This is a genomic window from Pseudoalteromonas sp. S8-8 (assembly GCF_000497875.1).
Lineage (GTDB): Bacteria > Pseudomonadota > Gammaproteobacteria > Enterobacterales > Alteromonadaceae > Pseudoalteromonas > Pseudoalteromonas arctica.
In genome coordinates, this window is the sequence record NZ_AUTR01000064.1 from 13,791 (window position 1) to 28,072 (window position 14,282).

Sequence of the window (14,282 nt, forward strand, 5' to 3'; positions counted from 1 at the left end):
TTATAACATCTGAACTCGAAAGCAGCGAATGGGGTTAATTTATCTTGCTGGCACTTCTTTCAAAGGTCAGATTAATGCGAATAAACATCCCTTTTATCGCTTCTAATTGATTTGAATCACCAACAGATGCGGCTAATTCGTTATAAAGATTATCAGACGCTTGCTTAAAGTTTTCATCAAACTTACCTTTGGTAGCCAGCATAAATGCATCAGCCAACGTGCGTTGCCACTCATTTAAGTATTTTAGCTTTGTGTCACCAGCAAGGTTTTCGCAAATTGAGTTTAATCGCACTGAAGCATGCCCTAAGTTTAGACCGGTAAGAGCCATATCGGTAATAGCGCGTGAGTGTGAGCCCTGATCGTAATTAGTTAAGCGGATTAACCTATCTGCCATGCGGTGGTTGTACCAAATACTCGGAGTTTGATGGGTATTTATTTCGAGTAAATCTTTATAGGTAGCCTTAAAAACACGATGAACAAGTAACTGAACACTTGGTCCTGTAAATAACTGAAAAATCCAAAATAAAATACTCACGCCAGCAAAAATAGCGATTGCAGAGCTGAGTGTATAATCAATTGAAAATGCTAGGCTCATATCCATGCTGGGTCTAACCAAAATAGTAAATGGAATACAAAACCCTAAGCCGTATGGCAGCGTTTGTTGATCAGCGAGTAACAGCAAACCCAAAAAATACGGACCAGCTAATACAAGCAATAATATTTCTAATTGCCCTCCACTTTGCGACAGTAAATTTAACGCATAAAAAATAGTTACAAAAGTGGCAACAATTATACCTGCCAATAAACGTTTAATTACAACCTGTAAAATAGCCAAGGGTATTCGCGCCAGCATTATCGAAAATATGACCGGTAAAATCATAATTAATAATGCAGCTGAAGAACCAGTATTAATCCAAATAAATGCGCCGATAGAAAACACCAAAGCAGTTCTAAATCCAACAATAATGCCAGCTAATGGGTCACGATATGTAAGCATACTGGGTGCATTTAATAATGTTTTATCGCGTTGTTCTAAAGCTCTGTATGCGCGTAGTAAAATTGTTAAGTCGGCTGCCACTTCTAAACTCACATTGAGCATGTGAGATTCAAATGGCGAATCACACACCGTATTTGCTCTATAGTCGGTTAGCTCTTTACGCAGCGTTTTAACTTGTTCGGCGCAGTAATCAAAATCGTCAGATTCTTTAATTTGCGCGAATACGTGTTTAAGTTTACTTATTAATTTGTCTAATGTGGGAGTAATAAGGTCAGCGTGGTTTCGTTGCAGACGACCAATTATTTGAATTGAAGCCAGTAAAGAAAGCACTTTTTGCGACAATTGATTTGCAGCACGTGAGCGCCCTGGACCTTTTGGTCCTTCGTACCTTACTGCGCTGGAGTCTTCGTTTATAGATCCTAATGTTGCCATAATGCCATCAATTTGCTGATGGCGATTTTCGTGCGAGCCTTTAGAATCAAGCTCAGTTACTAAATAATCTAACGTTTGGTTTATAACCGACCGCGCTTGTACTTGCAGTAAGTGTTTAACTTTTACAGGCCAAAACAAATGGCTCACAAGCCCTGCACATATTGAGCCTATTACTATTTCACTCACGCGCGCTTGTGCAATATCAAATATGCTTTGACTGCTTACCATTGCCGGAGTAACCATCACTAAAAGCACTATAATAGCGGCTGTTACACCTGCCATAGCAAACGCATAAACAAAGTTTGCTTGGCGTACCATTGCCGATAACGCAGAGTTTACCCCCAACCATAATGCAAGTGCACCGAGCGCTAAATAAGGGTAAAGAATTAGCTGAGTTAAAAGCAATATGCCAAATAAACCACCCACTATGGTGCCTATTATTTGGCAAATTGCTTTTTCAATAACTAATCCGCTTTGCGGGCGTAATTGCAAAAATATAGCCGAGACTAACGCCCAATAAGGTCTTTCAAGATTAAGCCACATAGCAATAGTAAGCGCCATTACCATGGCTATAACGCCCTTAGTCGCAAAAATAATTGCCTGTTTTTTAGGAAAAAACAAATTTTGTAATACAACGCCCACTGTCTTCCCCTTAACGTGTAGCGAGATGTATTGTGGCGGTCATTCCTGCGCTTAACAGTGTATCTTCGGGCAATGAATCTAACTTAATATCAACAGGAATACGTTGTGATAAGCGCACCCAATTAAATGTTTGTTGCACTTGCGGTAAAAGTTGTCCGTTACTTTGTGTATTCGTATTTGCAATTGCTTTACCTACACTCACTACATGCCCTGTTAATTGCTTACCACCACTTAAAAGCGCTATTTTAGCTTTTTGATCAGGATAAATAAGCGGTATTTTACTCTCTTCAAAGTAACCTGTTACGTAAAACGAATCTAACCGCACAATAGCAAACACAGGGGTGCCTTGAGCTACATAGTTACCTTGGCGTAAATTCAGATTAATTATTTGCCCCGATGCAGGTGCAACAATTTTAGTTCTATCAACATTTAATTGCGCAATTGTTTGCTCTGTTTTAGCTAGGTTATAATTTGCCTCAGCAATTTTAGTATTGATACGTGTTGATTCTAGCGTTTCTTCACTTATTGCCTGTTGAGTGTTTAGCTCAACACGTCTTTCGTATTTATGTTTAGCAAGCTCCCATGTATATAGCGTATTTTCTGTATTGGCTTTACTTTTATCAAGCGCTGCTTGGTAACGCTTTTGATCGACATTAAAAAGTACTTCGCCTTTTTGTACGTTTTGACCATCTTTAATGTTTAAAGCAGTCACCCAACCCGATACGTCTGGAGCAACTGTAACTATGTCTGCTCGAATGCGACCATCGCGCGTCCAAGGAGTATGCATGTAGTCAGTCCATACCCAACGCCCAGCAAAAACCGCAGCTATAACAACCAAGATAGTAAAAGTAATACGCAGATATTTAATCATTCAATTTATCTTCCACTTAGTAAATAGACGGCCAGTGCCAAGTAACAAACAAATAGTGACACTTCAAACCAAGCCACTTTCCAAATACGGTCATGCCAATCTAGTCGATGCAAAGCAAAACGAGTCAGCGCTGTTAAAATAAACGCAATTGGGAAATAAACAATCAGCGGGCTAAATTCTAATCCCCCTAGCACGACTGCTTGAAACATAATAAATATCCTAATGTTATTTAAAGCGGTGATAAAAGCTGTAAAACCTAAATAAATTTACATCCCTACTACTCTTACAATCTATTATTTTGGCATATAAATCAATTAGCTTAATTGTACGTAGGTGTGCTTAATACATAATTAATGCCATTACATTTAATTAATGCCATTACATTTAAGCAGCATTAACTATGTATAGTAGCTAAATCGCATATTAAAAAGCTAAAGATCCCAGTTACCAGCCAAATAAATAAAACCAGCGAGGTTTATTTATAAAAAAGTATTAGAGTATTTAACTCAATACTTAAAACGCCTATTTATAGCTGTTTACAGAAGGGTGAGATAATTATAAACATTGAATTTTGCACTAAAAATGGGTAAATTAACAAAAAAACAACATGGATATAATTTTAATGGAATCAATACACCCTACCCCATCTGAAACAACCCCACCAATAAATGAGCCTGCTGAACCAATTTTTAGCGGAAAAGTGCAGTTTAGTGGTAAAGGCGGTGAGTTTTTTGGAATTTGGATCGTAAATATATTACTTAGCGTTATTACGCTTGGCATATACTCAGCATGGGCTAAAGTACGTACGCATCGCTATTTTTACGGCCACACCCGTATAAATGGTCATAGCTTTGACTACCTAGCAACGCCAATACAAATTTTAAAAGGTCGGATTTTAGCGGTTATTGTATTTTTTATTTATACATTTTCTATTAGCTTTATGCCTATTTTAGGCCTGTTTATTGCTCTTGGTTTTATCTTTTTAATGCCATGGATTATTAACCAAGGTTTACGTTTTAATCTGCGTATGACCCGCCATCGTAATGTTCGCTTTGCTTTTAAAGGCAGCTATGGCGAAGCCTTTGTTAACTTTATACTTTTACCTATTGCCAGCATATTTACGCTTTATTTATTAATGCCTTACGTTATAAAACGTATTGATAGCTATATCCATAGCAATATTAGTTATGGCGACAAACCGCTTACTGTAAATCTAAAAGGCGAAACCTATTACTTAACAGCGCTTATTTGCTTTGTAGTGAGCTCTATCACCATGGTGGTATTTATGGGGATTTTAGGATTATTTGGCCTCAACTTAGTAGATATTGAAAATCAACAAAATTTAGAAAACTCTGCAGCTATGGTTATGCTTCCTATCTTTATGATGATTGCCTACGTGCTAATGATTGCCATTGTTTCTGCTGTATGGCACGCCGCTATTAGAAATCACATTTTTGATAACAGCTATTTTGAAGGCGTTGCTACATTTAAATCAGAGCTAAAACCAATTCCTCTCGCTGTTTTACTATTAACTAATATGTTGGCTATTGTATTTTCTTTAGGCCTTGCATACCCATGGACAAAAGTACGTACATCAAAAATGCTCGCTGATGTAACTAACGTCACTATTTATCCTGGTGCATTAAACCTAATTGATACCGCGCAAGAACAGCAATCATCATTTGCTGAGGAAGCTGCAAACGTATTTGATATTGACCTTTCTCTAACTTAAGAGCTCACTATGCATGTAAAGGGACATTTTTTCCCCATCGCATCGAGTAACTATCAAGTGTGTGTTGCAACTATTAGCGACACACACATTGAAGTTATCAACGATGAACACGTTATAGCTCGCCACGCAATCTCAAGTCTAAAATTAAGTTCGGGGATGGCAGGACTTGCCGACGAACTAAACTTTGAAGATGGCAGTCGTTTTATTCCTCAAGATGTAAGTTACAGATGGCCATTTAAAGAAAATAACCATCACATAATGGAGCGCCTTGAAAAAAGTAAATGGGCAATTTTAGCTGCAGTCATATTTACACCGCTTTTTATGTGGTTAGTACTTTATAAAGCGGTACCGGCCATTGCTGTTTACAGTGTTGATACCTTGCCACGAAATGTTGTGGAACAAATGGGGGAGCAAAGCTTTACACTAATTAAAAAGATTGCGCTTGACCCAAGCGAGCTGCCCGCAGAGCAACAAGCTAAAGTACAAGCGCATTTTACAAGTATGCTTAATGCGTTATCGCTTGATCAATCGATTTATAGATTATCGTTTTATAAATCAGACAGCTTTGGTGCTAACGCGTTTGCACTACCCCATGGTCGTATCGTGGTCACAGATGATTTAGCAAATTTACTTGCCGATAAACCCAATGCACTAAAAGCGGTATTGCTACACGAGATGGGCCATGTAGTCCACCAGCATAGCGTACGTATTACAGCACAATCTGCCGCAAGTACGATTGTGCTAGCGGTTGTATTTGGTGATTTAGAAGGGGTTGCAGAGGTTGCATTAGGTACGGGTGCATCGTTTGCTCAGCAAGGGTTTTCACGAGATATGGAACGCGAGGCAGATACCTTTGCACTCATTCAATTAGAGTCGCTTGGGTATTCGAGTAATGATTTTGCTGATGCAATAGAAGCGCTGCAAGAAAGCCATACCAGCGAAAACGAACACCTAGAAAAAGTAAATGACTTTTTAGAGTACTTATCTAGCCACCCAAGTGCACAAGAGCGTATTGACAATGCTAGGAAATAATCGCGGTTATATTCAACTTGCTCGCTACATAGTGAGTTTAAGTTGGATATATCATGGCTTTTTTCCAAAGCTTTATCATATAGCACCTCTTGAAAAATTAATGACTGGCAGTGCTGGTTTTTCAGCAGAATTGTCTGACTTAATTACACGTTCGGCGGGTGTTGGCGAAATTATATTTGGATTGTGTTTATTTGTGTTTTATAAAAATAAACACCTAGTAATTTTAAATATTTTAGCATTAATTGGCCTTTTACTCGCTGTAGTTGCAATGCAGCCACAATTACTTATTGAAGCATTTAACCCTGTTACTACTAACCTGCCTCTTATTGGGCTAAGCGTTATTTGGTTAAAGGAAATTAAGCTGCTGAATAATCGATACCTCTAACTAAAAAAGGGTATGCCTGCGCATACCCTTTTTTGTAGTATTTAATTTGTAAAATTAGTACTTATTTTTATGCGTCCACAAATGCAGTAATTCGCTCGCAATGGTTGCTGCGGCAATAGCGGTAAGCTCACTTTGGTCGTACGAAGGTGATACTTCTACCACATCCATACCTACCATGTTTATGCCTTTTAGCGCACGCAGTACTTTAAGTACTTTATCTGACGTTAAACCACCGCACACAGGAGTGCCTGTACCAGGCGCAAACGCAGGGTCTAAACAATCAATATCAAACGTTAAGTAAACAGGTAGGTCACCTACTCGTTCAAGTATTTGCGCTGCAATATCATTTGCATGTAAATCGTTGGCTTGCATTGCATCAATCACAGCAAACTCATGTTTGCTTTGATCAAAGTCGGTACGAATACCTATTTGTATACTGTGTTCAACATCAATTAGCCCTTCCATTGGCGCATGATAAAACATAGTGCCGTGATCAAATCGCGAGCCGTTGCTATAGGTATCTGTGTGCGCATCAAAGTGCACTAACGCCATTTTGCCATGTATTTTTGCGTGAGCGCGTAACAGCGGAAGCGTCACAAAGTGATCGCCCCCTAAACCTAATAGCGTTTTACCTTGGCGAAGTATTTGCTCAGCAGCCATTTCAAGTTGCGCAGTAAAATATTCAGGGTCGCCAACAGGGTAAGTAAAATCCCCTGCGTCTGCCACTTTTAAGCGCTCAAACAACGGGAACGTCCACGGGTACTTAGTGTCTTCCCATGCTAAATGAACCGACGCACGACGAATCGCATCAGGACCTAAACGTGCACCAGGGCGACCCGATGTCGCTAAATCAAACGGTAAGCCTAAAACGACTACGTCTGCATCAATTGCATTAATATTTTGCACCATAGGACGACGTAAAAACGTCATCCCATTTGAGTACAATGAGTGATCTGCGTGACCAAACAAAGTCGACATTGCTTATAACTCTTCTAAATAAGTGTAGCCATCAAGGCCGCTTTGCAACTCGTCTAAAACGCTTTGCTGTTCGTGTTTTTCAATTTTAGTGCTTACTAACTGCTCGTATGATTGCTGAAAACTTTCAACATCTAAATGTACATAGCGCATCATATCGGCAACAGTGTCACCTTGGTTTATCTCGGTAATACTTGCAACGCCTTGCTCATCCATATTAACAATTGCGCTGTGCGTATCGCCAAACAAGTTATGCATGTCACCTAAAATTTCTTGATAAGCACCCACCAAGAAAAAGCCCATTAAATAAGGTTTATCAGCGCTAAACTCTGGTACAGGTAGTGTGCTTTCAATGCCTTGTCCATCTACGTAATGCTCAAGTGCACCGTCTGAATCACAGGTTATATCAAGTAATACAGCACGTTTTTTTGGTGCTTCAGTTAAGCCACTTAATGGCAATACCGGAAACACTTGATCAATGCCCCATGCGTCTGGAAGCGATTGAAATAACGAAAAGTTTACAAAAAACTTATCGGCTAAACGTACGTTTAACTCGTCAATAATAGGACGATGAAAACGGTTTTTGTTATCCATGTGCTTGTTAAGTTCATAACAAATACGAATATTAATTTGTTCAGCCCACGCACGCTGCGCTAAGTCTAATAAACCGAGTGCAAATTGGTTATGCGCTTCAGCTAAATCACCTTGGCTGTCGTGATAAATTTCAATTAATGCACGGTCATCCGTTAAATCAGTTAATTGTACAAACGATGCCCACATGTTTTTTAATAACAGGGGTGCATCTGCCGCTGGCGCTACTAACTCTTCTGGCGTGTAGCTTTCAGTACCAATAACATTGGAAATAAGCACAGCATGATGCGCTGTAAGCGCACGACCCGACTCAGAAATAATAGTCGGCATTGGTTGCTCATATTGCTTACATGTATCACCAATGGTGTACACAATGTTATTTGCATATTCAGCTAAGCTGTAATTCATAGAGTTATGCGACTGGCTACGTGTGCCGTCGTAATCAACAGCCAAACCGCCACCTACATCAAGGCAATCAATTTCTGCGCCTAATTTACGTAGCTCACAGTAAAAACGCGCAGCTTCGCTTACACCTAAACGTACGTCACGAATGTTCGCCATTTGTGAGCCTAAGTGAAAATGTACTAGCTGAAGTAAATCAAGCTGGTTTGCGTCTTTTAAACGATTAACTACATGCAAAACTTGCGATGCAGATAAACCAAATTTTGATTTTTCGCCGCCACTCGCTTGCCATTTACCTTTACCTTGCGACGCTAAACGTACACGAATACCAATGCGTGGTTTTACGTTAAGCTCTTTTGCTTGGCTAAGCACCATGTCTAGCTCAGAAAGCTTTTCAAGTACGATATACACTTTATGACCTAGCTTTTCGCCAATAAGTGCTAAACGTACGTATTCTTTATCTTTGTAGCCATTACATACAATAACGGCGCTGGTTTTTTCAGCCAATGCTAATACTGTAAGTAGTTCAGGCTTGCTGCCTGCTTCTAAACCAAGTTGCTTTTTTTCTACTTGTGCTTGGCTTGCTACTATTTCCTCAACCACTTCACGTTGTTGGTTTACTTTTATTGGGTAAACTAATAGGTAGTCTTTAGGGTAACCATAGTTTTCAATCGCAGTATTAAATGCGCCGCATAAGCTGTGTACACGATGGTGTAAAATTTGCGGAAAACGAACTAAAGCAGGTAAGCTTAAACCTTTATCTTGTAGTTGCTTTGCGATATCTGTTAATGCAATGGTTTGCTCTGGGGCATGAGCCTTGGGCGCAACATACACATCACCTTGATCATTAATACCAAAAAAACCTTGGCTCCAATGACGAACATTGTAGCTCGTACGAGCTTGTTCTAGTGATGTTGTTTCTTTCATTTATCTTTCTCTTTTATTTAATTAATTAGTGCCAACTCGGCTAGTGCCGCGCATTAAAAGAAAAATAGAGATCTAAGTCCAACAAGTATTTTTACTCGTAACGAGTGATTTCTAATATTAACAAAACAACCAATCACGCATTGCCCTCCAGCGTATATAAAATAGGACTTTGATGATTATTAAAGATAAGAAAAGCTGTAAAAAATGGCTGTTTTTAAATGACTCTTTATAAATTTTATTAGCAAAAATGAGTTACCCTATTCAATAAAACTAATCTGGAGTTACTTTGGTAATAGAATCTGCTTTTGAAGAATTAGAACCGAGTGTTCTACACGCTTCATATTACTCATAGTTTAGCCAACGTGTTGTGTTTAAGTAATACCTATGCATTTTTAAAATTGAATATAATCTGCACTTCTAAAACGCTCAGCATAACATCCACCAGCTTCAATAGTTGCTTAGCGCATATGTAGCGTTAGGTATTGCCTGTCGTATTGAAGTTGTTATATTTTATTGGCAGTTTGAAAATAATCGAGATAGGACTTTAAATAGCACTAGGGTGTGTTTATCTTTGGAGGTAGAAATTGCAGCTGTGCATTTGGTTTTTAGCCAAGACAGGGCCTATATGTGTTTTCCCCTATAAATAGGCGCTTTTTATTTATTGAGTATGAGCCAGCTATGCACTTTTTGGTGCGAACATAATTATAGCCATACCTAGCAGTGCAACTAAACCACCAATAATATCCCACATAGTAAGCTTTACGCCATCAACAACCCATAACCATAATAGCGCAACACAAATATATACGCCGCCATAAGCTGCATACACGCGCCCTGCTGCAGTAGGATGTAAAGATAGCAACCATGCAAATAGTGCCAAACTTAAAGCCGCAGGAATTAAAAGTAAAATGCTTTTATCTTGCTTAAGCCAAAGGTAAGGCAAATAACAACCCACTATTTCTGCTAAGGCTGTAATAGTAAAAAGTGCGATTGTTTTTAGTTCAAACATAATGCTCCACGCTAATATAACAAGCATAACAATCTATATAAATTGTTATGCTTAGTATTCGTTATGAATCTGCGTTGTTATTCGCTAAGCGCCATGGTGGCAAGTTTCATTGTGCTTTCAAACGACTTAGTGCCCGCTATAAATAAGCCATTGTGACAGAACACAGCGTCGTCAATACCGGTTTCATCTATAAACGCTTGATCAGATAAACCTGACCATGCTTTAGGAAGCGGTTTTCTATCTTCAAACGAGCCAGGCTCAACGGGTACTGTTTGTAATATCCATTGCCCAGAATGCGATGGGTAAACCATGTATAGCGCATCGCTTGATAAAATATGCACTGTTTTTTTCCACGGTGTGTATTTTTCAAGCACTATAACTCTGGCATCTTCTGCATTTTCAATTGCTTTAGCAACAATCGCTTTTGCATTTACACTACCGTGAGCTGAGGCGATAAAACGAATGAGCATGCGAGCTGCAAATTCAACAGCTTCATCAAAACAGGTATCAAAGTTACTCTCTTCTTCCCACGTAGGGTTAAACATTGAGATTGTTTGGCTCAAGCTTATTCCTTTTGATACACCTTCAACATGACCACAATCAATGGCATCAATGGTTGAAACTAAGCCTGAATCCACTCTATCAGCCACGGCTTGGTTATCATCACACAGCGCTAAGCCGTATTTTTTCCACACTAAACCAAATGATGAAAAAGGGATGCCATTTTCTCGCTCGCCTGCACCACCGCGTTGATGATGATCAAAGCGATTAGTTTCAGGGTCGTATTCGCCACCTACATCAATTACAAAGTCGGCACTCTCTATAAGCGCTTTATCGCGAGTACGTACCAGTTTAAACGTTGGCAAAACATGTTTAAGTACCGCAATACTAAAAACGTCATCTGCATGAAAATTACCATTGTGGGTTACTACTGTTATTTCGCTCATTTGTTTATTGCTACTTTTAGAAAAGATAAAAATTCTCGCTTTGTAAGTTAGTCACTAATTATCGAGGCAGATTTTATACGAAGACAGGTGTTAAAAACAGTGAAGTATTTTTTGCATCACTATAAAAGCTGCTTTTATAGTTAATAGTTTGAGTATGACTTTTATTACAAGGTAATAATGAGGCCAGATATTTACGACACATTAAGCTTTAACATGTCGTAGCGTTAATAAGCTTATTGGCTAAGCCCTAACTCCATAAATACACTTTGTGGATTATCTACATATGAGCCAAAACTGCTACAGCGTTTAAAGCCTAAATTTTCATATAAATTGATTGATTTTATTTGCTTTGGACCTGTTTCTAAACGTATTAACGGGATTTTCTTTTCGCCAGCTTGATGTAATAAAATCTGCATAATACGTCTTGATAGCCCTTTACCACGATGACTTGGTTTTACATATAAACGTCTTATTTCGCCATAAGGCTGAGTATCAAATTTCTCTACAATCGCACCACAAGCGATAATACCTTCTTCAGTTTTTAAACCAATAGCATACACATTAGGTAAGGTTAATTCGTTTAACTCCAAAGACTGCGCTGTAGCAACAGGGTATAAAGAATTTATAAGTCGGTCTATATCGTCAAATACATTTACTACATCGGGATCATTAGGGTTCAAATCGACTAACTGCATAAAGCTTCCATTCATTGTTATAAGTTTATTAAGCTTTAAATAATATATTCAAGCGGGCATAGCTTAGCATTGTTTAACCAAAAAATCTTTAGTCCTTATTTAGCATATAGTTTGGGGAATTTTAGCAGTTAGAAAAAGTAAAAGTGACCTAGCATATGGGAAATCTCTGTTAGGTTATTCCCAATTATTAAACATTGGCCTTTAAGTAATTAAGCTCTGAGAGCATTTCCGTACCAAATTTGCTTAATTAAGTGATCTATTTTGAGATAAGAAAATCGTGTCGATAACAAGGCAGAATTTTTTAACACAGTTACCGCCAGATTTAATCCCTCTAATTGATTAAGTATTATTGCGGATTGCTATTAGCACTATGCCATTTTAAATAACGTTCTTTATCCATCGGCTTTGCAACTAAGTAGCCTTGCATAGTGTCAATATTCATTTTTTTAAGTAAGTCATACTGCTCTATTGTTTCTACGCCTTCTGCAACGACCACTAAGTTTAAGCTTTTTCCTAAACTGATAATTGTTTGCGCGATATTAAAGCCAATCTCATTATCTAAAATTTTATCAATAAAGCTTTTATCTATTTTTAATTCTTTAACAGGAAACGCACTTAAGTAAGCTAAGCAAGAGTATCCAGTTCCAAAATCGTCAATCGAAAATAAAAAGCCAGCCGCAATGAGCTCTTTCATTTGCCTAATTGTATAATCTATATCACTAGAGAGCATTGACTCGGTTATTTCTAACTTAATTTGTGATGCTCGAATATCAAATTCATTGATAGTGTTGAACAGCTCACCTTTTAAATTTGATGAATTGAACTGACTTTGACTAATATTAATTGAAACACTAAACGAGTCGTCAATGATAGCGCTTGCTTTAAGCTCGTTAATTAAAATACATATATCATGCAAAACAATATTTTGTAGTTTTTGAATAAGTCCGTATTGCTCTGCAATAGGTATAAATTCGTTTGCTGTTATCAGCCCTCTTTGAGGGTGGTCCCATCTAATAAGTGCTTCAGCACCAACAACATCACCCTGCGTATTAACTTGTGGCTGAAAGTAAGCACAAAACTCATTAGATGCAATTGCTCTCACTATGTCGGTTTCTAGCTCTGTTTGCTTTTCAAGTAGTGTTTGCAAGGCTGGATCGTAAAAGCTGCTGCTATTACCTCCTTTATTTTTAGAACGATACATAGCAGTATCTGCAAATTTTAATATATTGTCAGCCTGTGCATTTACGCTATCAATTAGGCAAATACCTATGCTACAACTTACTTGAAATGCAAGGTTGCCCACTTCAAACTTATCATGAAAAGCTCTTTGAATTTCTTTAGCAACGGCTTTACATTCTAGGATTGCTTGCTTTGTATCTTGCCCTATGTGTTTGAGTAAAATAATAAATTCATCACCACCCGCTCTGGCCAGTGTATCTGAGCCTTTTATTATTGCGCTTAACCTTTTTGATAACTCTACAAGTACTTCATCACCCGCACTGTGCCCTAACGAGTCATTAATACGCTTAAAGTTATCTAGGTCTAAAAATAATAATGCCCCTATATTTTTATTACGCTTAACACTCTCTACACACGCGCTTAATCTGTCGCTAAGCATTCTTCTATTTGGAAGGTTAGTTAATGGATCGTAAAAGGCGAGTTTATGAACTTCTTGCTCAGCCTTTTTCTTTATTGAAATATCTCTGGCCATCCATACTACATGTCTTTTTGTAGGACTATTGGGGTTGTAATGATCTAAAGCGGCAGCTCGTCCCTCAAAAACTATACTTCCTTTTGGCACATCTAATTCATATTCAAAAATTTGCATCTCGTTAGTCGATAGAGTTGTTTCGATGACATCCATTATCATCTTCGCATCTTTTTGAGGAAGCAGGTCTTTAACATTTTCACCAATAAGATCCGTGGTCGAATCAAGCAGTAACTCATTAGAGGTACCATAAACATCGGTATATGTGCCATCTTCACTTAAAATGAGGATGAGATCGGGCATTACTTTGGTGAAGGCTTTAAATTTTTCATTACTGTGCTGTAAATTAACGACAAGCTGTTTTGCCTTCTCAAATTCGTTACTTTTCTCAAGAGCGATACTTGAAAAGTGCACAAAAAAATCTATTAATTCTAAATCTTGCTCTGATGGGGTTTTAGGTGTGCTGTGATAGATAGCAAAGGTGCCTAACAAATCAGCTTGAGTTGAAAAAATAGGTGTTGACCAACATGACCTAAGATCAAACTTTAGCGCTAAAGCTTTAAAGTCCTCCCATAGCGGTGAGATTTCAATATTTTCTACAATTGTGCGCGATTTCGAAAATGCAGCAGTACCACAAGAGCCCACTTTTGGCCCTATGTGAACCCCATTAAGCAAACTACAGTACTCTGGGTGAATATTAGGGGCTGCGCAATGAAAAAGCTGCTGGCCTTTAACTGATAAAATGGAACACCTAGCAGATTCATCATCAATAATCTGCTCTATTGATAAACAAATTTCAGTAAGCACCTCATTTAAAGGTACCCCTAATGCAATTTTAGATAAAATGCCTTGCTGGTGAGATAATAACTTTTTTAACCTATCCGTACCCATTTTCACTTGCTCGCATTATTTATACATATTGATACAACAAAAAGCC

At 38.2% G+C, this 14,282-nt stretch carries 12 protein-coding genes; 3 read left to right on the plus strand and 9 right to left on the minus strand.

Translation table 11 applies throughout. From position 1 onward, the window contains the following. Positions 1–34 precede the first annotated feature (34 nt). Genes L659_RS0119360 through L659_RS0119370 form a run of 3 tightly spaced genes read right to left on the minus strand, consistent with a single transcriptional unit; the run spans position 35 to position 3,151 of the window. A complete protein-coding gene (locus L659_RS0119360; protein ID WP_024591599.1) occupies positions 35–2,071 on the minus strand; it encodes an FUSC family protein in 2,037 nt (678 codons plus the stop codon). Between the two features lie 10 nt (positions 2,072–2,081). Next, positions 2,082–2,942, minus strand: a complete 861-nt coding sequence (locus L659_RS0119365) for an efflux RND transporter periplasmic adaptor subunit (protein WP_024591600.1) — start codon at positions 2,940–2,942, stop codon at positions 2,082–2,084. Positions 2,943–2,947: 5 nt separating this feature from the next. After that, positions 2,948–3,151, minus strand: coding sequence for a DUF1656 domain-containing protein (locus tag L659_RS0119370; protein WP_008171772.1), 204 nt, complete (start codon positions 3,149–3,151; stop codon positions 2,948–2,950). A gap of 413 nt (positions 3,152–3,564) precedes the next feature. On the opposite strand from L659_RS0119370, the gene L659_RS0119375 reads away from it, so the two are divergent. Genes L659_RS0119375 through L659_RS0119385 form a run of 3 tightly spaced genes read left to right on the plus strand, consistent with a single transcriptional unit; the run spans position 3,565 to position 6,091 of the window. Then, entirely contained in the window at positions 3,565–4,674 is a 1,110-nt protein-coding gene (locus L659_RS0119375) for a YjgN family protein (RefSeq protein ID WP_024591601.1), read from the plus strand. Positions 4,675–4,683: 9 nt separating this feature from the next. After that, a complete protein-coding gene (locus L659_RS0119380; protein ID WP_024591602.1) occupies positions 4,684–5,706 on the plus strand; it encodes a M48 family metallopeptidase in 1,023 nt (340 codons plus the stop codon). Beyond that, a complete protein-coding gene (locus tag L659_RS0119385; protein ID WP_024591603.1) occupies positions 5,693–6,091 on the plus strand; it encodes a DoxX-like family protein in 399 nt (132 codons plus the stop codon). Before L659_RS0119380 ends, L659_RS0119385 begins: the two co-directional genes overlap by 14 nt. A gap of 54 nt (positions 6,092–6,145) precedes the next feature. Here the strand turns inward: L659_RS0119385 and speB are convergent, their stop codons facing one another. The 6 genes from speB to L659_RS0119415 all read right to left on the minus strand — a co-directional run bounded on the left by speB (position 6,146) and on the right by L659_RS0119415 (position 14,236). Further along, positions 6,146–7,069: an agmatinase gene (gene speB / locus L659_RS0119390; protein WP_007583987.1), complete on the minus strand. Its 924-nt coding sequence runs from the start codon at positions 7,067–7,069 to the stop codon at positions 6,146–6,148. Positions 7,070–7,072: 3 nt separating this feature from the next. Then, positions 7,073–8,986, minus strand: coding sequence for a biosynthetic arginine decarboxylase (gene speA / locus L659_RS0119395; RefSeq protein ID WP_007378101.1), 1,914 nt, complete (start codon positions 8,984–8,986; stop codon positions 7,073–7,075). Positions 8,987–9,662: 676 nt separating this feature from the next. Then, a complete protein-coding gene (locus L659_RS0119400) occupies positions 9,663–9,995 on the minus strand; it encodes a YnfA family protein (protein WP_007378102.1) in 333 nt (110 codons plus the stop codon). A 77-nt stretch (positions 9,996–10,072) separates the two neighbouring features. Continuing rightward, on the minus strand, positions 10,073–10,942 hold the full coding sequence (locus L659_RS0119405; protein WP_024591604.1) for an MYG1 family protein: 870 nt from the start codon (positions 10,940–10,942) through the stop codon (positions 10,073–10,075). Positions 10,943–11,175: 233 nt separating this feature from the next. Continuing rightward, positions 11,176–11,637 (minus strand): GNAT family N-acetyltransferase, encoded by a 462-nt coding sequence (locus L659_RS0119410; RefSeq protein ID WP_024591605.1) that lies wholly within the window; start codon positions 11,635–11,637, stop codon positions 11,176–11,178. A gap of 346 nt (positions 11,638–11,983) precedes the next feature. Next, complete coding sequence (locus L659_RS0119415) at positions 11,984–14,236, minus strand: sensor domain-containing phosphodiesterase (RefSeq protein ID WP_024591606.1); 2,253 nt, start codon at positions 14,234–14,236, stop codon at positions 11,984–11,986. Positions 14,237–14,282 lie beyond the last annotated feature (46 nt).

What these genes read in the sequence shown, in the direction of transcription:
- L659_RS0119365 (WP_024591600.1), bottom strand. Translation starts at nt 2,942, where the DNA reads ATGATTAAATATCTGCGTATTACTTTTACTATCTTGGTTGTTATAGCT.
- L659_RS0119370 (WP_008171772.1), bottom strand. Translation starts at nt 3,151, where the DNA reads ATGTTTCAAGCAGTCGTGCTAGGGGGATTAGAATTTAGCCCGCTGATT.
- L659_RS0119375 (WP_024591601.1), top strand. Translation starts at nt 3,565, where the DNA reads ATGGAATCAATACACCCTACCCCATCTGAAACAACCCCACCAATAAAT.
- L659_RS0119380 (WP_024591602.1), top strand. Translation starts at nt 4,684, where the DNA reads ATGCATGTAAAGGGACATTTTTTCCCCATCGCATCGAGTAACTATCAA.
- L659_RS0119385 (WP_024591603.1), top strand. Translation starts at nt 5,693, where the DNA reads ATGCTAGGAAATAATCGCGGTTATATTCAACTTGCTCGCTACATAGTG.
- speB (WP_007583987.1), bottom strand. Translation starts at nt 7,069, where the DNA reads ATGTCGACTTTGTTTGGTCACGCAGATCACTCATTGTACTCAAATGGG.
- speA (WP_007378101.1), bottom strand. Translation starts at nt 8,986, where the DNA reads ATGAAAGAAACAACATCACTAGAACAAGCTCGTACGAGCTACAATGTT.
- L659_RS0119400 (WP_007378102.1), bottom strand. Translation starts at nt 9,995, where the DNA reads ATGTTTGAACTAAAAACAATCGCACTTTTTACTATTACAGCCTTAGCA.
- L659_RS0119405 (WP_024591604.1), bottom strand. Translation starts at nt 10,942, where the DNA reads ATGAGCGAAATAACAGTAGTAACCCACAATGGTAATTTTCATGCAGAT.
- L659_RS0119410 (WP_024591605.1), bottom strand. Translation starts at nt 11,637, where the DNA reads ATGCAGTTAGTCGATTTGAACCCTAATGATCCCGATGTAGTAAATGTA.
- L659_RS0119415 (WP_024591606.1), bottom strand. Translation starts at nt 14,236, where the DNA reads ATGGGTACGGATAGGTTAAAAAAGTTATTATCTCACCAGCAAGGCATT.